This window comes from Lysinibacillus sp. GW821-FHT14F06 (assembly GCF_058803665.1).
In genome coordinates, this window is the sequence record NZ_JBXAPF010000006.1 from 204,117 (window position 1) to 223,951 (window position 19,835).

Annotated in this window: 24 protein-coding genes; all 24 read right to left on the reverse strand. The window is 35.7% G+C overall.

Features of this window, described 5'->3' with window-relative positions:
• Positions 1 to 5 precede the first annotated feature (5 nt).
• The 24 genes from AC1RNS_RS08145 to AC1RNS_RS08260 all read right to left on the reverse strand — a co-directional run bounded on the left by AC1RNS_RS08145 (position 6) and on the right by AC1RNS_RS08260 (position 19,668).
• On the reverse strand, positions 6 to 821 hold the full coding sequence (locus AC1RNS_RS08145; protein ID WP_492991797.1) for a phage tail family protein: 816 nt from the start codon (positions 819 to 821) through the stop codon (positions 6 to 8).
• A complete protein-coding gene (locus AC1RNS_RS08150) occupies positions 821 to 1,030 on the reverse strand; it encodes a hypothetical protein (RefSeq protein ID WP_492991798.1) in 210 nt (69 codons plus the stop codon). Before AC1RNS_RS08150 ends, AC1RNS_RS08145 begins: the two co-directional genes overlap by 1 nt.
• Positions 1,014 to 3,035 (reverse strand): phage tail protein, encoded by a 2,022-nt coding sequence (locus tag AC1RNS_RS08155; protein ID WP_492991799.1) that lies wholly within the window; start codon positions 3,033 to 3,035, stop codon positions 1,014 to 1,016. Before AC1RNS_RS08155 ends, AC1RNS_RS08150 begins: the two co-directional genes overlap by 17 nt.
• A complete protein-coding gene (locus AC1RNS_RS08160; RefSeq protein WP_492991802.1) occupies positions 3,032 to 7,477 on the reverse strand; it encodes a hypothetical protein in 4,446 nt (1,481 codons plus the stop codon). Before AC1RNS_RS08160 ends, AC1RNS_RS08155 begins: the two co-directional genes overlap by 4 nt.
• A gap of 264 nt (positions 7,478 to 7,741) precedes the next feature.
• Positions 7,742 to 8,095, reverse strand: a complete 354-nt coding sequence (locus AC1RNS_RS08165) for a hypothetical protein (protein WP_492991804.1) — start codon at positions 8,093 to 8,095, stop codon at positions 7,742 to 7,744.
• Between the two features lie 3 nt (positions 8,096 to 8,098).
• On the reverse strand, positions 8,099 to 8,977 hold the full coding sequence (locus tag AC1RNS_RS08170; RefSeq protein ID WP_492991806.1) for a major tail protein: 879 nt from the start codon (positions 8,975 to 8,977) through the stop codon (positions 8,099 to 8,101).
• The gene (locus AC1RNS_RS08175; RefSeq protein ID WP_492991807.1) at positions 8,970 to 9,302 is read right to left on the reverse strand and encodes a hypothetical protein; all 333 of its coding nucleotides are present in this window, start codon (positions 9,300 to 9,302) and stop codon (positions 8,970 to 8,972) included. Before AC1RNS_RS08175 ends, AC1RNS_RS08170 begins: the two co-directional genes overlap by 8 nt.
• Positions 9,299 to 9,670: an HK97 gp10 family phage protein gene (locus AC1RNS_RS08180; protein ID WP_492991808.1), complete on the reverse strand. Its 372-nt coding sequence runs from the start codon at positions 9,668 to 9,670 to the stop codon at positions 9,299 to 9,301. The genes AC1RNS_RS08175 and AC1RNS_RS08180 overlap by 4 nt, the downstream gene beginning before the upstream one ends.
• A complete protein-coding gene (locus AC1RNS_RS08185) occupies positions 9,642 to 9,968 on the reverse strand; it encodes a head-tail adaptor protein (protein ID WP_492991809.1) in 327 nt (108 codons plus the stop codon). Before AC1RNS_RS08185 ends, AC1RNS_RS08180 begins: the two co-directional genes overlap by 29 nt.
• Complete coding sequence (locus tag AC1RNS_RS08190) at positions 9,965 to 10,243, reverse strand: hypothetical protein (RefSeq protein ID WP_492991810.1); 279 nt, start codon at positions 10,241 to 10,243, stop codon at positions 9,965 to 9,967. Before AC1RNS_RS08190 ends, AC1RNS_RS08185 begins: the two co-directional genes overlap by 4 nt.
• Before the next feature lie 17 nt (positions 10,244 to 10,260).
• Positions 10,261 to 11,529: a phage major capsid protein gene (locus AC1RNS_RS08195; RefSeq protein ID WP_492991812.1), complete on the reverse strand. Its 1,269-nt coding sequence runs from the start codon at positions 11,527 to 11,529 to the stop codon at positions 10,261 to 10,263.
• Position 11,530: 1 nt separating this feature from the next.
• Positions 11,531 to 12,187: an HK97 family phage prohead protease gene (locus AC1RNS_RS08200; RefSeq protein ID WP_492991813.1), complete on the reverse strand. Its 657-nt coding sequence runs from the start codon at positions 12,185 to 12,187 to the stop codon at positions 11,531 to 11,533.
• Positions 12,174 to 13,367 (reverse strand): phage portal protein, encoded by a 1,194-nt coding sequence (locus tag AC1RNS_RS08205; RefSeq protein ID WP_492991814.1) that lies wholly within the window; start codon positions 13,365 to 13,367, stop codon positions 12,174 to 12,176. The genes AC1RNS_RS08200 and AC1RNS_RS08205 overlap by 14 nt, the downstream gene beginning before the upstream one ends.
• A 74-nt stretch (positions 13,368 to 13,441) precedes the next feature.
• Complete coding sequence (locus AC1RNS_RS08210; protein WP_492991815.1) at positions 13,442 to 15,172, reverse strand: terminase large subunit; 1,731 nt, start codon at positions 15,170 to 15,172, stop codon at positions 13,442 to 13,444.
• On the reverse strand, positions 15,169 to 15,495 hold the full coding sequence (locus AC1RNS_RS08215; RefSeq protein ID WP_492991816.1) for a hypothetical protein: 327 nt from the start codon (positions 15,493 to 15,495) through the stop codon (positions 15,169 to 15,171). Before AC1RNS_RS08215 ends, AC1RNS_RS08210 begins: the two co-directional genes overlap by 4 nt.
• Positions 15,496 to 15,597: 102 nt before the next feature.
• Positions 15,598 to 16,281, reverse strand: a complete 684-nt coding sequence (locus tag AC1RNS_RS08220) for an HNH endonuclease signature motif containing protein (RefSeq protein ID WP_492991817.1) — start codon at positions 16,279 to 16,281, stop codon at positions 15,598 to 15,600.
• A gap of 2 nt (positions 16,282 to 16,283) precedes the next feature.
• Positions 16,284 to 17,084 (reverse strand): terminase small subunit, encoded by an 801-nt coding sequence (locus AC1RNS_RS08225; protein ID WP_492991818.1) that lies wholly within the window; start codon positions 17,082 to 17,084, stop codon positions 16,284 to 16,286.
• Positions 17,085 to 17,127: 43 nt separating this feature from the next.
• Complete coding sequence (locus AC1RNS_RS08230; protein ID WP_492991819.1) at positions 17,128 to 17,394, reverse strand: hypothetical protein; 267 nt, start codon at positions 17,392 to 17,394, stop codon at positions 17,128 to 17,130.
• Positions 17,395 to 17,397: 3 nt separating this feature from the next.
• A complete protein-coding gene (locus tag AC1RNS_RS08235) occupies positions 17,398 to 17,847 on the reverse strand; it encodes a hypothetical protein (protein ID WP_492991820.1) in 450 nt (149 codons plus the stop codon).
• A 71-nt stretch (positions 17,848 to 17,918) separates the two neighbouring features.
• A complete protein-coding gene (locus AC1RNS_RS08240; RefSeq protein ID WP_492991822.1) occupies positions 17,919 to 18,077 on the reverse strand; it encodes a hypothetical protein in 159 nt (52 codons plus the stop codon).
• A 193-nt stretch (positions 18,078 to 18,270) separates the two neighbouring features.
• Positions 18,271 to 18,528: a hypothetical protein gene (locus AC1RNS_RS08245; protein ID WP_492991823.1), complete on the reverse strand. Its 258-nt coding sequence runs from the start codon at positions 18,526 to 18,528 to the stop codon at positions 18,271 to 18,273.
• Between the two features lie 198 nt (positions 18,529 to 18,726).
• Positions 18,727 to 19,119, reverse strand: coding sequence for a hypothetical protein (locus AC1RNS_RS08250; protein WP_492991824.1), 393 nt, complete (start codon positions 19,117 to 19,119; stop codon positions 18,727 to 18,729).
• A gap of 127 nt (positions 19,120 to 19,246) precedes the next feature.
• Positions 19,247 to 19,477 carry a hypothetical protein gene (locus tag AC1RNS_RS08255; protein ID WP_492991825.1) on the reverse strand — a complete coding sequence of 77 codons (231 nt, stop codon included), beginning with the start codon at positions 19,475 to 19,477 and terminating at the stop codon, positions 19,247 to 19,249.
• 35 nt (positions 19,478 to 19,512) lie between these two features.
• Positions 19,513 to 19,668, reverse strand: coding sequence for a hypothetical protein (locus AC1RNS_RS08260; protein WP_492991827.1), 156 nt, complete (start codon positions 19,666 to 19,668; stop codon positions 19,513 to 19,515).
• Between the last annotated feature and the right edge of the window lie 167 nt (positions 19,669 to 19,835).

Below are 19,835 nucleotides of genomic sequence, written 5' to 3' on the forward strand. Positions count from 1 at the left end.
CCTTCCTATTTATATAAAAATCGGAAATCAAAAATAGCAATATCTACAGTACCACCATCGACAGTTATAATGTTATCTCCTGGTACTAAGGTTAATAGTTTATGATTAGTGTGCTTAAAAGCACTTAAACTATTTTTCAGGGTTTGTATACCTATGAGTTTTAAAGTATCCGATGATGACAAAGCATTATTGAATCGGTATACATCACCAGTTGTATAATTTGTGATTTGCGCAAAACTTCCAAACGTTCCTTTCAATGTGATTTCTAAATTTGATATACATGGATCAACTGTATGATTACCGATGTTTTTCACCACAAAATTATTTGTATTGAATGTATATTTGTATTGCGTATCATAATTAATACCTGAACCAAATCCCCAAATATCTGCATCCCACTCCCCACGATTCTGTAGATCTAGCGAAGTACCTACCGACTCGGCAAATAGATCATCCATCCTGAATTGAAGTTCAAAGCTTTCCATACTTTGATTTGGTTCTATCAAAAATTGCTGTGCTAAACGTACTTTATATCGTTTCCAATGTTCACGCTTGAATAGGATATAAAATGCCTCATCTCTTGCGAACAAAGCATTTAATTCGTCTCGTAGTAAGTCATAACTGAAAATATCTTTAACAATATACAAAATTGTTACTGTTATTACTCTTTGTTGATATTGAGTACCTACTACTATATTTCCTCTTCTTTCTACAGGTTCGGTAATGTGATTTATATCTAATGATGGTATACGATGAAACAATCGTTTTAAGCCATAATCTGAGATGTCATACTGAGTACCATTTGATAATTGAATAATCATCACAGCACCTCTTTTCTAGCAATCTTAATTTTACGTAAATCACCGGCTAATTTTTGACGTAACCTGAGATCATTTTTCCTGTTGTTTTCAGTAATCACAATTGATTTTAGAAACCTTTCTTTCTTGCGTTCGGTGTCTAGCATCTGTTTAGTTTTTAAATCTTCAACATGAAAGGTTTCGATACTACCATCTTTATTTTTGCGAAGCATTTTGTACAATGTCCTCTACCTCGCTTTCGTGTGTTAATTCCAACCGGACGTCCTCATACCCTTTACGTTTTGCTTTGATCTCGTAAGCAAATGGAATGTCATCCCCTCGAACAATAAAATGTTCTGATGTCATTTCTTCTGAATCAACATAAATAACCCCACGTCCATAAGGCGTGAGGAAAACCTCGTAATCAATATTTGTATTTACTGTTTCTTTAAACAATGATTCTATTTCTATAATGCATTGACCATCCACAATTTCATCTCTGCCAAGATCACCAAAATAGTACTCTGCTGTTTCATATGCACTAACATTTACATTACCAATTGATGTTGTTACAGTTGCATTTTTTGAGCCAGCTACATTTAAATCGGTCACAACATACAATCCACCCGGATTCCATATCTCTATTTCGCCTGTTCCTGTGAATGAAGTTCTATCATCGTAAGTTTGCATCGTAAGTATAGAAGACCCATTTTTCAAAATTAATGCTGTACTGGCTCCCCAAGCTTCCGTGTCTATCGTGATGATATTATCGCCATTTGAAGCTTCGAATCTAGACCCGCCCATATAAATACGTGGGGCGAATGGATTATCATCCGTTTGAATAATAAAACCTGTTAATATACCAGCCATAAGTTTTTGTACATCAATACTATTTGTTGTGATACGACCGCCATCTATGGTAGTCGTACCTTCATCATTTATAGACATTATCAGTCCTGTGACATCAATATTATTAGCTTTTAACTGCCCGATTGCTCCAGCAGATAAAACAAATCCATCTGCTGTTATGGCTTCTTTAAATGTAGCTCCTCCGTTGTCACTGATTCCAATACCCTTAGAATTAATTAATACTAATCTATTTGGATTAGATGGATCGCGAGCAATAATACCATTATCAAAAACTAACTCGGTCATAGCTGATGTTAAAGCTTCTGTAGCTCGTAATACAGCATCATCCAATACGTTGTAAGGTAATTTTTGTTTACCAGTTAAAATAGCATCTAAATTATCTTTCGTCTTCTGGAATCCTGCCATTTCATTAGTAAAGTTATTTCTGAAATTGCCGAAAGTGTACTCGGCTGGCTTCGGTGATTCAGGATAATCTACTATTTCAAGTACTCTCGCTATTAAATCAATGCCTAGTGGTTCATATATAACAAAGACCCTATCACCTTCATTTAATTGCTCTGTAAGTACGCCCATTTTTTTAAGCTCTAAGGCATCGACTTTAAAACTCACTTGAGGCTCGTCTATTAGCTCTGATTTAATTCTGGCTAATAATTCCTCGTAGACGGTGTAACGTTCGTCATAGACTGGCTTTGCATCACGAATACCATAAATGGAAGCATTGGGCGAAATGTACTCAGCTGTTACAACGTAACTACCATCCTCATTTTTCTTTCCAAACCCTCGAATACGAGTGGAAAGATTATTTGTATTTACGTACTTTTCTAACGCTTTGACATTATAACCATAGCGTATTTGCGTTTCTGTATCTGTACCAATTTGTCGATAAAATTTTAAATGTTTATTGTTGATTTGTACTTCTGCGCCAAAAACATTTAAGGCTTTTTGAACCAATGACAATGCATTGTCATCCCCAAACTTGTCAAAAACAGCACTGGAAAACGAGTCAATAACCTCAAATGTGTATTCTGTCCCATCTAACACAAATGTTAGGCATGTCTGTAGATGCTGTGTATTCTCTAAATAATCATATTTATAGGTATCAACCAAATCAAAAAAGATGTGATCCGCTTGTACTGTTTTTATAGGCGTTACACCTGCAAGTACTTCTGTCACATCTTTTATTCGATATTGCTGTCCATCGTATTTAATAATACTTTCTTCTTCTACAAGTGTATATGAATGTAAATTTTTTTCTGTCCTTAAAATAACAAATGAAATTGAATAATCACTGTTAGTCTTTCTTGTTCTTTTTAAACTATGATAATCAACTAACAATTCTGTATCCTCAGCTAGACTTGTTACAATCATTGTTTCCACCCGCTTTTTCTTAGTGCTGAATTATAATCATTTCCCATAATATTACTTACAAATGGTGTTATTGCATTAGCCATTGGTTGACCATCCACATATAGTGCTGCCTCTACTGGACGTGAGGCTAACTGGACAATAGCAGCAATTAACCCTGACAAATCTGTGTTGCTTGATTGGTTAATAATTTGTTGCTGTTGTGCTATTTGATTTGCTTGAGACTTATTCGCACTACTTGCTAATGAACCATACACACTATTCATAGCCCCTTGTAGCTTACTTTGAGACTGTTCAATACCTTTAATTAAACCCTCGTTGATATTTACACCAAAGCCCATCGTAACCCTACTAGGAGACTTAATTTTAAGTGCTCCAGAAATTGTTTTACTTACTGATTCAGCGATTTCTAAAGCTTTCTTTCGAATGGATTCAGATGTAGAAGAGAGACCATTTAATAAACCATTACCTGCATCTACTCCAATTTGTTCTAGAGTGGATAACTCTGTAGATGTAGATTTTGTTAATGATTTAATCTTGTCATTCCATTCTTTTTTCAACGTATCAAGTTGGTCATTAGCTGCCTTTCTTAGTTCTGAAATTCGTTTGTCTGCATCATCTTTCATACCTTTAAGCTCAGTTTCTGCTTGTGTACGTGCCTGTTTTGACTTTTCTTTATATAAATCGCTGTATTGTTGTAATTGCGAGTCAGTTAGTTGATTAAGAGCAATTAACTCTGGCAAAGCATTAGGACCCATCTGGCGTAATTCTTCAAGTAAACCTTTATCAATTGCTCTACCTGAGATTTTTTCAATTTCCTTTTGCCACAATTTAAAACCATCTACTTGCGAAAATAGATTAGCTATTAATTGCTCTCCAGTTATACCCATTTCAACTTTGAACTCTTCAAAAAGTCCTTTCCATGAAAAATAGGATTTAGTGCGTTTATCCAACTCGTCATCATATGCCTTGGTAACAGCTTCTTCACTTTTAATTAAATCTTCATTGATTTTTATTACTCTTGAGGAATAGTCACCATTGATACCTGTAATCTCTTTGTTCACGGATTCTACAGCTTTTTTGTACTCTTGTTGAGCTTTTATACGTTCTTGAGTACCTTCCGCAAATAGTTTCATAGATTGTTCCCAAATTTGAGATTCTTCTACCAACGATAGTTGATCTAACGACTTTTTATCGTCAATATAACGTTTCGTTTCTTCTAGCAAATCTTTATTCATTTTGCTTTCAAGTTCAACGATTTCTTTTGTCGACTTTGATTTCAGACTCTTAATTTTTTCATCAGAAGAAGTTTCTAATTTTAATATTTTAGCAGCTGCATCTTCTTTAATTCTTTGGATTTTAAGCGCATCATCTTGTGTAGTCTTTTTCTTTTTACTAGAAGCTGCACGTTGAGCTTTCGAAACATCTTCATGCATGCGTTTTTCGATTTTAGCAATTTCAGTAGCCTTGTCTTTTTCAATTTTTGCAATCTCTGAATTGGCACCACTACGTAATTTCTTCTCTTCATTTACATAGTGCTCTGCAATATCTTGTGCGGTAAGGGCAATATCGCTCACTGCATTTTTTACCATGTTGCCTTTCTCTTCAATACCTATTGCCCATCCTTGAGCTGTCCATGCACCAATTTGAGCAAATACTCTTGATGGTGATTTAATTCCTAATAAACTCTTTGCTTTATTTACTACGCCATCCACAACACCAGTAATTGCTTCAAGTGCATTGGTTGTCATAGCTGAAATACCTTTTATAAGACCATTAATAATATCTTCACCGATGGATTTAAATCGTGCAGGTAACGATTTTACTTTTTCTATCATGCCATCTTTAATTTCAGTCATTTTATTAACTACGTTTGTCCGCATAGTAGAAACTGTATTTACAAAATTGGTAGCAAGATTTTTAACAAAATTTATTACAGATGTAACCATATTAGAGATGGTGCTACCTGCATTCGTAGCCAAATTTTTAAAGAAATTAAGCACAGAAGTCGAAAAACTAGAAACTGTGGAGGACGCTTTTGAACCCATAGAGGTAAAGAATTTTACTATGTCGTCCCACATGCCTTTTAATAGGCTTACACCTGTTTTAGCGAGATTCATAACAATAGTTTTGATACCACCGAAGAACGAAAGAGTCATCCAACCAACAACTAAATCAATGGCTCCTTTAAAGATTTGTTTTACGCCTTCCCACATTTTTGAAAAATCTCCTGTAAATAATCCTGAAAAAATTTTAATTGCGCCCATTATAATGTTTAGCGCTCCATCAATCACATTTTTTATTGCTGTCCATACTGTTTCTATAATTAATTGCGCTGCTGGCATACAAAATTCGATTACTGAAAGTATTCCCTTAAATAAATTTTGTGCAGCTTGCAAAATTTGAGCTCCATTTTGATCCCAAAATTGTTTTATCTGTGCAATTTTTTCTCCAATAAAAGAAGCCACTGCCTCAAAGACTGTGACTGCAATTTCTTTTATTTTTGAAAAAACTACTTGTACATTTTCCCGAAACGTCTCAGAATTTTGATATGCTGCCACTAAAGCAATGCCTATTCCTGCTATTGCGGCGACGACCAATGCTATAGGTGCTGATATAGTTCCAATTGCGGCAACTAATGCGGGCCATGCGGTGACAAGTCCTCCTATAGCTGGCATTAACGCAGCAAATAAACCTACAAGAATACCTATTGTAGAAACTATCGCGACAATTGCAGCTGTTAATTCTGCATTATTACTGACCCATTCAGCTATTTTGGCAACAAATTCTGCAATACTTGCTAATACAGGCGCTAATGCTTCCTTTATATTACCTATTGCTACTGCTAGTTGATATGCAGGATCGGACTCAAGTTTAGCTGTATCACTATTTAATTCTTTAGTGTTTTGTGCCGCTGTCCTGATATGCTCATTCATGCCTTGAATAGTTTGTGATATCTTGCCGCCTTGCTCTTCCCAAAGCGTACCATACATCTTTACGCCTATTTCATTACGCTTGGTATCGTCATCAATTAACGAAAGCGCTAAGTTCATTTCTTGCATAGCTTTAACGCCTTCTTGACCACCTGTAGCTACTGCTTGACCCCACTTTTCTAATTGTTGAGCACTGATATTTGTACCTTTTATTGCATCTTGCATAGATTTATCAATACCCTGACCGAATTCAGCAGCGACGATGCGCCCTTCTTTCAATCCGTCCATTAATATGTCGATATTCCAAGTTCCCGTGTCGACTCCTGCTGCCATTATTCCTTGAATCTGTTCAGCCGTATACCCCGCCATTTTTAGTTGACTGCCATACTCAGCAATAATATCTAGCTGCTCTGGTGGAAATCCAACATCAAGCAAACCATTTACAAGTCCTAAAGCTTCCTTTTGCGAAATACCAAGTTCTTTCCCAATCTCATGCGATTCTTGAATCAACTCTTTGAAGTCTATTTCCTTGTATGCATACGCAATAGTAGCCGCACCTTTTATGATTTCTTGGTTAGTTTCCATAGACGCATCTTTATTCAACGATAACTGTCTTCGTACACCCTCGTATGCAGCCTCTTCATCACCAATCGCGGCTGTCGTTTCCATGATGGACTGTCTAACTGCTTTTGTATCGGCTTCATTCAGATTCATAGATATATCAATCTGAGTATTTAAACTAGCAACATCTAATGCTTGACTTAAAACTCCTGCAATGCCTCCACCTGCCGCTAAACCTGCAACAACACCCGATAATTCTTGTCCAAAACCATTTACTGCATCCTCAGCTTGATTAGCTTCTTGAGTGATTCGCGCTAAATCTTGTCTTACTTCATCGAGATTAGCGCCCTCACTGGCACGTCTTAAAGCCTGTCTCATTTGGTCAATATCCGCACCAGCACCTAAAGCATGTTGCCCCATTAAACGCAAAGCACGATTCATTTCGTCCGAGGTTGCAGAACCATCCCTAATAGCATTAGATAAACGTGTACCTAGGACATCAGCGAATTGGTTAACTTCTGTACCAGTTGCCTGAAAAAATGCTGATAGTTCTCCTGTAGTACGAGCTAAACGATCTTGATTGGCTGCCGTTGCATCCATTTGATTTTGATACTGTCGTAATTGAGCTTCGGTTGTCGCTAGTTCACGTTGGAATGCTCTATATTGTTCCGCTCCAATATCCCCACGTTGGAATTGAGCTTCAACCTGTGATTGAGCTTCTTTTAAGACGTCCAATTTTTGGCTTGTGTTTTGTATTTGTTCTGCTAAAAGCTGTTGTTTTTGAGCTATTAGCTCTGTATTACCTGGATCAAATTTTAAGGCTCGTTCTACTTCTTTTAGTTCACTTTGCACCTTACTACTTTCTTTATTTACATCTTTCAGCGCATCTGTTAAACCTGTTGTATCAGCGCCAAGTTCTATTGTAATACCTTTGATTCTGTTATTTGCCATTCCTCTCACCTACCTTTTAGTCAAACAAAAAACACCTGCCAAAAGGCAAGTGTTAGAATGAATCGAAATCCGCCTGTGATGCTTTGCGTATATTCTTATTTTCTTTATTTGGATTTTTCATTTCTAAATATTCATCAATGTAATCTAAACACATACCAAAAGTCATCGTTTCCAAATCATCATGTGAAAGATTACATTCACGACACAACACTAAAAATTGTTCAGTGCTAATATGACCAGTTGTACTATTAGCACTGTTAGTTATTACTTTTTTTTAGAACCTATTGTTTTTTCGAGTAATCCTTGCAACGGCTCAATAATTTCTAAAATCGGGAACACATCAAAGGATTCTAGCCAAGCCAGCGGATCTGGAACTTCATTGTTTGCTGTCTTTGCAAATACCCATGCAATATCGTAAAACATGTTGAAGTCAATGTTATCACGCATCCATGCGATTTTTTCACCTTCTGACATGTCATCGAAACTTTTCTCTGTAACACCCATACTTAAAATATCTTTCAACATATCACGTTGAAATTGCATCATATAACGTTTTGTGACTGCGCCATTTGATTTAAAAGGTATTTGTTTACTGTCAATAGTTAATGTAATTTCCATTGATTAAACCTCCGTAGTGAAGTTTGTCATGTTATTAGCTGCTAACGAATTACCACTAGCATCTTTGATGTTTTTAGTTGCAATCGCTACATATGAAGTAGATACTACTAAAGGTGCTGTTGGTGCAAATGTTACTGTTGTTTTATCTGTACTTAATGATAATGTTCCAGTAATTTCACTAGTTGAATCCATAACAACAAAATTTGCACTTGTCATATCTGTATCTCTAATAGCTTTATTAAACGTCCATACAATATGAGTCGTAGTAGAGACATCCGTTGCCTCATCAGCAGGAACAACCGTCACAGTTAATGGAGTCTGGTCTATAGGTGTTGTCATATATTCATATTGGACTTCTTCATACCAGTTATCATAAACTTCTGCTGGCGTTACATCTGATGTTGTTACCTTTGTTATTTCATTTAATGGTGCTGCTGCATATGTCAATTCATTTGTATTAACTTCTGCTGATGTTTCTTTCGTTTTGGAACCAAATGAAGGGCGATTAAAGGTTACATTTAATAAAGCATGACGACGTGCTCGTTTATCAGTATCAAATTCAAATAACAAAGCAACCGGCTTTACTTTTGCTGTTGTTTTTTCGACTAATAGACCATTAATACGCGTCTCACCCAAGACATTAACACGAAAATCTTCTGGTAGTTCAGCAGATGTATAAGAACCTTCATAACCTTGATTAGATACTGTTACAAAATAAGTTGTATTATCTGCAAAAAATTCTGCTTGTTCCCCTTTTGGATCATTAGTTATTTCAACTGCACCTGGATATGGCACAGGTTTTTCAAAAACTGGCTCACCAGCAACTATCTCATAATTTGCGTAATGAACGTTTTTTAAACCAAATGAAACTTTTTCACTCATTATTATTCCTCCTAATTAAAGTAATTGAAAATGTGCACTTAAAAACTCCCTCGGATTGAATGAAAATTTCATTATAATCCCAAGGGAGTTCATTTTCTGCTAACATATCTTCTATTTTTTTCTCTGCATTTTCATTTTTTTCAACAACATACAATTCAATATCCACATAAGTGTATTTAGAAAGAACTGAATTGTCTGCATTAAATGTGTCACCATTTATAACAACATAACAAATAAATGGTGGTGTTTTTTTTGAATTAAAATGTGAATAGGCGACTGGATAGCCAAGAGTATCTAATTTTAGTTTAAGTTCTTCTAGTGTCATCCTCTTAACCTCACAATATCGTCAATTCGTTCCTCAAATTTATCGCCTACTTTTCTAGCAATGGGTCCAATGTGTGGATACGGGTCAACACGACCACCCCCAACTTTCGCATGTCCCTTTTCTAATAAATGAGTAAGTTGATAATCAGTTTCGTTATGAGCCACCCAATTCCCTTTTACTTTTGATTGTTTCCATCCTTCAGCGTAGTCACCTGTTAATCTAGGTGTTAACGAACTATTTCTAAGCTCATCCACAGCCTCTTTAGTAAGTTCCTTAGAAGCTGCGTCTATATCTTCTTTTAAGATAAGATTATACCTTTTCAATTGCCTTGCTATTTCGTCAGCGATTCCCGATATAGGCGTTGCCATCAATCTTCACCTCACAAACTAATTCAAGCTCTCTAAAGCTTTTTTCAAAAGTACGAATGATATGGTATATTTGATTCTTATAACTAAGGAATTTTTCACCCTTATACTCATGCGTCCACACTTTAAATACAATTTCAGGCTTAAAATCAGATGTAGCAGCTTGGTAAAATTCTGATTGTCGTACTGAATTCTTTTCAGCAAGTACCTTTCTTGGCTCTCCGAATTCTTCCTTTTCGTTTCCGATTGAATCTTGCACTATTTTAGTGGGTAAAAAATAAATAACACTATCACGTCTCATGTTGAGCCTCCTAGTGCTAATTGTGTTGCGAGTGTATTAAAAACAGGAGAAAATTTAATTTCTCCTGCGTTTAAATTCCATAAATCTGTTACACCCACAACTGTCACAGCAATTCCTAAATCTGAATCTAATCGTCCAGATGCGACACCCGCACCAAGTAAATATGCTCTCACAGCTAATAATTTTTGTTTAATGGCTCCATCAATGGTTTCATCCGCTTCTAATGACATATTGAGACCTTTTTTACACTCCATCACTAATTGATCTGTTGTCATTCAGCCCACCATCCTTTTTAAGCGCCTTTACGAATTAAAACGACACCATTACGATCAGCTAATTTACCATCACAAATTAAAGTTGATTTGCTAATATACTCATCAGTGTCTTCATTGAAATAACGTTTGTAGAATAGCTGCATATTACTGTTCACCATGTAATCAGACAATTTCACTAAAATACCAACAATGTCCCCTTCTTGTGCATCATCAATACTTGGCAAGTGATCCTCAATAGGAATAACCTCTTTTCCTAGTAATCGCTCAGTTTGGATACCATCCATGCCATAATTAACACGAGCAATAGGTTGTCCTACATCATCAACCATGCCTACAATATATTTATTCCAATCTGCATCTGCCATAATTAATACAGCACCGTTTCGATAGCTACGAGGAATTTTTGCATATAGGTCAGTCCAAGTATTGTACTTTCCATATTCAGCAGGCGTAACATCAATAATTTGTTCTGTAGGTATATTTGAATCTTTTGTAATACCTAATGGTTGCCCTGTTCCACTGCCATTAATAATTGCTTCTTCTAGAGCAATAATCATAGCTTCATAAATATTATCAGTAATTGTTTGCTCAAATACTGGCATAGCTACCGTAGCCGCCACAAGCTCTACTGCTACTCGACATTGCAACTTGTGATAGGAGAATACAATTTTACCTGGCACCGTTTTCTTTTGCTTATCTGACATAGTACCAGCCGCTACCCATGTCGCTACAGGTTTTGCAGTAGACAGTGGTATTTCTACGCCTCCTTGCATACTTGTTTTAGTTACACGCGCCCAAATACGACCATAATCCTTCATCTTTTCAACAATTTTATTTAAAACTGTTGTTGGAATAACCACACCAATATCGCCTGTACCCGTAGTAGCATCTGCACGAAACTCTAATTGGTCATTTTTAATACCTTTTGTTACATATTGCATGAAGGCTTGTCGATATTCAGGCGTATCATGTGGATCAACTGAACGAGATTCATTACTATTTCCATTACCACCACCAACACCATAAGTCCCTATGATATTCGTTTGACCTTGCGGAGCATTACGTTGTTCAGGTGGTTCAAGTCCACCTAATTCACCCTTTTCTTCGTTTTCATCAGGCAAAGCATCCACCATGCTGCGCAACTCTGCAATCTCAGCATTTAAGGTTTCCAAATCTGCATTAATACTTCGTAATTCGGCTACCGATTCAGTTGATTCAGCAGTCTTACCTAATTGTTTTTTACGCTCTTCCTTTTTAGCTAATAGTGCAAGTAACTTCTTTTTCATTTTATACTTCCTCCATTTTCATTAAAATTTGATTTCTTAATTGTAAAATTTCAAGCTCGCCTTTCGAGTTATCCAACTGAGACCTAGCATTCTCCAATGTTTTTTCTGCGCTATCCAGCACAGATTGGTCACGAGCATTTATGTCAGTTCCTGAATAAGCAGGAAAATTGACTGCACTTACTTCAATTACTCTTTTAATCTTTTGAATACGCCTTGTAGGCATATCACTGTCCAGTTCTTCCCATTTTTCTTGATCTACAAAAAAAATAAAAGACATCCCGTCGATGTCTCCTCTCTTCACAGCACTATATAACGCACCTGCTTCATTATTTTTTTCTATATCAAGATTCGCTCGAATATATAACCCTGCTCCATTTACTTGAAGTTGCATCGTTGAATTACCATTATTTCTACGACTGCGAGCTAAAGGAATTTTTTTCAGATCATGATTTACACTAAACAACACATCATCGAAATTACAATTATCAAACGCGCCTCGCTCAATGACTTCATTAAACCATCCTCCAATGTTTGTAACTTGGTCATAGATTGCTGGATGCCCTTCGATAAAATTACCTTCATCATTCGCCCTTAAATCTTTTAAACTAAAATGCCTTATTACAGGCTCAACTTTCGTAGGCAATTTACTGTTGCTCATCTGGATCGCCTCCCTCTGTTCCTATATTTTTCTTACTCATTTGATAAGCATTCGCTAAATTCACATCAATATAATTCAAGGATTGAGTACGTCTTTCCCCTCCGGCAATTGGAGGATAACCAATCAATGCTAGTTTCTGATTATCTGATAATAATCCTTGTTCTCCAGCAGTTTTTAATAAATTCATTTTTGCACTAGTGCTTAAATACATCATTTCACGTTGGTAAAATATTATTTCGTTTCCTACATCTAACTCTCTTGCTGTGAAAATTGTCTTAGAAAAAGCTTGTCCTAAACTAATTAACAAAGGCTCTAATGTTTTTTCATAAAAAGCTTGATATTGCTCATCATTAAAATCGCCCGAGAGGATTGCAGTTGAAACGCCATAATTACGTAAAATTTTCTGATCTAAAAATTCTAGTGTATCCTTATCTATTAATTTTGGATCAGTATTAATTGGAATGTAGTCATTTTTCAAATCTATTGGTACGATTCCAGTTTTAGAATCAGCAATGTTTTGTTCGAATCGTGCACGTTCCTTTTTTTGTTCTTCTGTTTCTAGCATTGTATTAATTTTAATAATTCCTCGCACCGACAAACTTGCTTTCATGCCCTTCTCCAGCCCTTGCATTAATGAATCATTAATACTCAACACCTTTAATAAAGCTCTATTGTCCGGCTTACCAAAAGCGTCACCACCCATAACGTCATTACTACTGAATCTTTTTCTTAGATGAATAACATCAGAATAAGCTAAAGTGTATTTATCACCATTCCCAAACGACATTTCTACAAAAAGTTTCTCTGATTGATCTTGTAGAAATGTAACAAGTGTAGGATTTAAAGGGTAAAAGCCAATGTATTCTCTTGTTTGATTGCCTCGGCCATCGTCCTTTATAACATACATAGGATAAATAAAAGCATTATAATTTGTGTATAATAGCCAAATAATTTTCTCCAAAAAGTCTCTCGTAGTCATAAGCTCATTTGGTGCAAATTTAAACAATCGGTTAATGCTGTTTTTGACGATATGTTGCATACCATTGTTATCAATTCGTATATGTTTAGGCTGTAACTTACTACATTCCGTTGCAATAACGTCAACACACATCTGAACTACATCAGATGCGAAAACATCTTCTCCAAACTGCGAAAATATAGGGCTATAGCCATTTAGCATCCTCGCTTGCTGCATCTCTCTATTTCCGTTAGACGGTGTAAACTTTTTAAAAAAATCTTTTAGTGCCAGTTTCCTCACCTCCCTACTAATTGTGTAAATTCAGAACGATTGTCAATGTAAACTTTATAAGCAATAATCATTGTCACCGCTCCGTCAATTTTCTTATGATCCTGCCCCTGTACTTTAACTGGCATAATATCCATTTTGCTATTAAAGTTTAATGCTGTATTTTCTAAGCACCATTTATCAATAGGATCATTTCCGTAGTTTATTAGCTTACTTTTTAAATCACTTTCTACTAGTTTCATAGGTTCTGATAGACTAAAATCTTGACTCACTCGGACTAAATCAAAGCCATAATCCTCCATGTCTTTTGACCAGTACACAGCAGACCATTTATCATAGCCTATTTTATAGAGTCGTATTCCATAGGTTTGGAATATCTTCACAAACCACGCAGTCACTAAACGGAAATCATTTTCATTACCTGGTGAAACTTCTATGCGGTCTTCTCTAATCCATTGCTCAAATTTTTGCTTATCTTCCTTTGGTAAATTTTCAAGCTTGGATTCAGGAATGAAATATTTTCTAATCATATATTTCTTAGGATCACCTGGACGCATTAACATAATTCTTGCAGATGCTAAGTCACCAGTTCTCGATAAATCAACAGCCCCAATGCCAAATGCATTTCGGAACTCTTCTATATCAAAATTCTCTTCATTCACAATAATGTCTGTAGCAAGCCATGCTGTTGCATTATTTTGTTTGATATTAAAATCCTTAGATAATACAAAGACTCGCATTGTCTTACTCGTCTTAGCCTCTTCAATCATTTTTTGCAAGAAGCTGCGTTTTTTTATAACTCCAAGACCAGGATTAGATTTTGACCATGAGTTTTCATCCTGCCACACTTCTTGTTCACTATCTTGTGTGTACATCCAAATCAACCAACGAGGACGTTCAAGCTCTCCATTTAAAACTTTCCTCGCTTCTCGCAATCGCTCATCTAAGTACCCATCATTGATGATTCCCTCTGTTGTTAATTCAATATACAAAGGATCATTCTGAGTTGATACCGCTTGTCGAATTGGCATTACAGAAGTGTTGTCTTTTAACTCATGGACTTCATCAATAGCACCAACACGAATATTTTTACCTTCCTTAGCACCTGTTTTGGCGGATATTTTTTTAATGTGTCCTTTATTTTGTAAACTGAATTTACCTGTTTTCTTCTTGTTTTTTGGATTACCAAAGAAAATCCCTTTGATATTGCTACGTGTCACCTTTTCTAAAGTTCGGCTTTCTTCTCTCATAGAATTTATAGCCTGAAACATTAAATCAGCTTGTTCATAATCATTACTAGAACATAAAATCCTCGTTCCAATTTCTCCACAAAAAAATTCAGCTAATGAAATAGCTGAAATGAGAGGTGTTTTTCCATTTTTACGAGCTACCAAATACAGCACATCTTGATAAAGGCGTATCCATTGCTCAATTTCCTCATCGTATACCTTAAATATATAGATAGCTTCAATAAACGCTTTTTGAAATAATCCTAATATGAATGGTTTACCTGCAAAAGGCGCTTCAAAGTGCTTACATTGCGTTTCTATAAATTTGATACGTTGGTGAGCATCTTTAAAGTCAATTTTGATAGTGTCATTCTCAAAATGCTCCAACAACATATCAAGTTGTGTCATTAGCTCTTGTCCAATAATTATCTCGCCAGCTTTGCATTTAGAAATGTATTGAAGTAAATAAGATTGTTGTAAATATGGATAAATATTTTGATTATTCATCATTCAAATTCACTCAAATCATCATCATCCTCAATAATTCCTTTTGCTAACACTCCATTTAGTGTCTTTATAATTACAGCGTAACTATTTACGTTTTTTAAATATTGTCGAGCTGCTTCTGTTGGCTTTTGCAAATGACGTTGTGAAGGATGAATTTGAATCATCCCTGTTTCCTGTAGTAATAATTTCAAATCGAAATTTTCCGCTTTTAAGAATGCAGCATCATCAATTAATCCTTCAACAAGCTTTCTCTTTGACTCCTCAACATCTTTGAAAATATCAGTTAACTTCGACCTTTCTTTTTCAAAAACTTCACTTTTAGTCATGTCTCAACCAACCTCAATCCGATTTCAAAATTTTTACCATGTATGGAATTTGTGTCCCCCTCTCGGTCCCCCCATGCTTAATTATTGGTATTGATAGGGGGGCTATTGGGTGTGCTGTTCAAACCATTTTGAAATATATTTGCTATATTCCTCTTGTCTGTATCGTTTGCTTTCATCATGCTGTAATCTATTTAAGCACTCTTCTTGATTTATATCACAGAAGATAAGCTCTGCTCCTAGTTCTTCTGCAAGACGCTCACGCTTGTATTTGTCTGCATAACCACCAATAATCCATGCATTGTGCCACTTACCATAACGCGTCTTGATATTATCAATTAATGTACTGTGTATAGCATTGACATTGCTAAATAAGTTATCCGGCTTGTCATATGCTGGCATCATAGAGACTGCTGCATATAACGCATCCATATCAACCACAAGATCACCACGTTCAATATTTTGTTCTACATATACTTTCTTCCCTGCCATTGGCGGACCATATACAATAAACACTTCCTTTGCTCCTGAGTATCCAAAGCGTTTATGTTCCTTGTTATGACAGTCGAAACATATTAACTCTATTAATTGTGGATTTAAACTAATCATATGATCGTGTACATTTTCAGGAGTAAGCTCAACCTTATGATGCCCTATTAAATCTTTCGTTCTAGTTACTGGTTGTCTACAATGTTCACATGTTATACCACGCTCATTGATTAGATTGAGTCTTAACTGTATCCATGCTTGAGATGCATAGAACGATTTTAATACTGCATACTTAGCCATTATTACCACGCCTTTGCTTCTGTAGCTTTAATATCTACTTTTAACTTTTCTTCACGTAACCGTTTCAACTGGTTATCGTCCAGCAAATCAGTGTACTTAGAAAGCATTGCGAGTGCTGCCATCTTATCAGCTAACTTCACAGCAACACCGTCCTTCCCCTTCCTAACCTCAGTAATAATTGTGCCATCTACTTGATCTGCTTCTTTTAAACCAACAAAGGAATACTCATGCGTCTCTTCGTTGTATATTGGTTCACCTTCATCATCCTTACCAACATACTCTTTTGTTGTGTGAGTTGTTGTACCAAATTCAACAAAATCAGTAATATCAGCAAATGCAATATCAATATACTTTTGCAACACTTGCCTAGCGTCCAACATGACACTATCTGCTAACTGCTTTTTCAAGCGCATTATCTCCTCTCTAATCCCTTCATTTACCATCATGCGATGAGCGTTTCTATTAGCGGTTACATAATCGCATTGATAGGCTTTCTGATAAGCCTTTGTAGCGTTCCAATACTTCACATAATACATACAAAAAAACAACTGCCTATCATTCAGACCGTTGCTTGTAACTAATTCATATTCAACTGTTTTTTTGGAGGAACTTTTAGGACTTCCGCGTACTGATCTCTTTCGTGAACTCGGAGGTCGCTCATCATCCCAACGATCTTCTTTTTTCCATCGACGTATTGTGCTTTCACTAACACCATACTTTGCTGCTATCGCTCTAAGAGTTGTTTTACCTTTATTTTTGAGGTAGTATTTCCAAGCTTTATTACGGTTCGTATTTCTAGCCATATTTCATTTACACCACCTCCACTTTTCAAGTAGAAAAAATCATCTACATAGCTTTGTTAATCTTGTTCAACTCATCTATACATTTCTCTTTCACCTGTTTCATTGCAGCTAGTAATTTAGTTAAACGATGCTTTCGTTTGGTATGTTTGCATAACTTCATTGCTATTTCGGCACGATCAATACGTTCATCAAGAATACTTAGCATAGATCGTTTAATATATTCTTCTGTGAATTTTATGCTCCAGCACAATTTTCTTGTCCTATTATTAATAGCAAGTTCAATCATCATTCCTTCTGGTAATGATGCCATTGCTCATCCCTCCCACATTTTGTTAACTGATACAGTACGAATAACATGCGAATCTTTATCGCAATACTTTACTGCGAAATTGTGTTGCCCTGGTGATTTTTCATCTTTTGTTTCGTATTTATAATCGAGGCTGATAATGCCATCAATAGCTTGACCATTCAATTTAATCTTTGGTGGTTTGTTGGCCGAACTCATCTCGATGGTAATTTCGTTTGCCGACAAACTTGTAAACAACGCCTTTAATTCGTTATCTCTGCGTTCAAGCTTTTGAATTACTTCTCGATTAAGTTGATACTCTTCTTGTAACAATTTAATTTCCAACTCATATCCACCAAAATAATGAAATGCCCCTTCTTCGAGTTTTACTTGGCACTCCTCGATTCGTGTTTTTATCAACTCATTTCGTACTGTTAATTTTTCGACTGTAAAGTCCTCTGGTTTGATATAAAACATATAATTAACCCTCCATAATAAACAATGATTTGCTCATTAGCTTTTATAGTCTGTTTAGTTTTCAACTTAAATCAATCTCTACCATAATTGTTAGCAAATTCCTGGAACTCTTCTTCATCCCAGATAGATTCTATTTCTTTTTTAACTTCCAATACTTCTGATTCATATTCAGTATTAGATAGTAAAGTGATTAATCGTTCTAATGGTTTTAAAACTGTTTCTTTATCCATTCAATCACCCTCTCTTATATCTTCAAGACTGCATCAAACTCCGCCCTATCGGTTACTAGTGTCTGTCAGTCTCATTCGGTATCTAATGTTCCTGAGATACTTACTAACCCGTAACTAGTCCTTTATCATTTAATTGGCTGTTTGATACAGTCTTCAAGGCATAATAAAAAGCCACAACTTCTAACGAGTGTGACTAATAAGATTCTAATAATTCTATTGTTTCATATGGTGTTGCTTGTTCTTCTAAAGGTTCATTTGGTTCAATTTGAGAAGCTTTTAACCATCGTTGTTCATTCGTTTCTTGTACATACTTTACTTTGACATCATCAATACCAAAATCATATTCGACAACCGTAGCTTCAAGTTTAGATGCTTTTGCAATTACTTTATCTCCAGGACGATAATAAGGAACTTTATATCCACAATCGCCGTAATACCATTTAATCGGCACTGATTATCACCTCATCTTAGTTTTAACCGAAAGTATAATAAAAAGCCACACCTTATTTGATGTGACTCTGTAGTGTTGACGTTCCAGCGAACGTCTATTTAGTTGTTTTGTCGTTACTCGCTGTAACTTGACATTACCATAATATAACGGATTTCCAATAATTTCAGCACTTTAGAAGAGTGCTCTTTTATGACACCTTTATAGTGAACTGTATTCTTTTACCACTTTTACAGCTCGCACTACTTCTGCATGTCTTTTTTTCACATAGCTAGCACTGTAACCAACTTCAACTGCAATTCTTTCAAGCGTTTTCCCTTCTACATATTTTTTATAAATGATGTTACTTTCAAGTCCTTTAAATGCTTTCATAATTTTTTGCATATCATATAAATCGTTCATTTTATGTGCAAGCTCGTATTCAATTACTTCAATTAATTCTTCTAACTTCGCACCATGAGATTCTGGAGTAAGTTTATATTTAGCTAAATCTCCATGTACCCACCGCTTCAATTCATTTTTAGAACGAATTAAATTATGTTCAAGGTATGTGATTTCATCCTCTAATCTTTGGTAATCCTGTAACCATTTCATATGTTGCACCTACCTTGCTCGTTTTTCAATCTGTGATATAATGCTTTAGGACAAACCGTAAAAGGGTCACCAATTCTAAGCTGTAGTGCATGACACACTACAGCTTTTGCTCATATTGTGCAGTAGTTCAATCGCAAGAAGATGAACTGCTGGAATCACTTGAACTTGAATAACTATCATAACCTGAACCATACGAGTCACAACGTTCACTCGAAACGCTTGAAGCCATATTAACCGTATTGATTGTGTTCAATGTGCTATCAATTTGACTTGTATTCGTTGTTGCTTGTATTGAACGATGTACTACTCTTTTATTTTCCTTACGCTTTCTACGTTTCTCTAAATACTTTTTAAACATATATCATTTCCCTCCTCGCATTGTGTGTGTATTAGCTACTCTTTACCGCCGTTTAAATAATGCACACGCTTTGCAGCATCTTCACGAATACCGTGGTCACTATCTGTATGCCACTCTCCATCTGGTGCATAAAAGCCTACTGTAAAAAGACCTGGCTCTGATTGAATGTAAACCCATTTAGTATTGTCCATTTTATTCATCCTTTCTATTACGCAATATTGTTCGACTAGCTTCCAACATAGACAACGATTACAGGTTCCCATTCGTATTTTTTCATTTCTGCTTCGGCTAATTTTCTTATTTCTACAGCTTCCATATCACTCACAATTTCTGCGCCAAATTTGTCGAAATGAAAGTC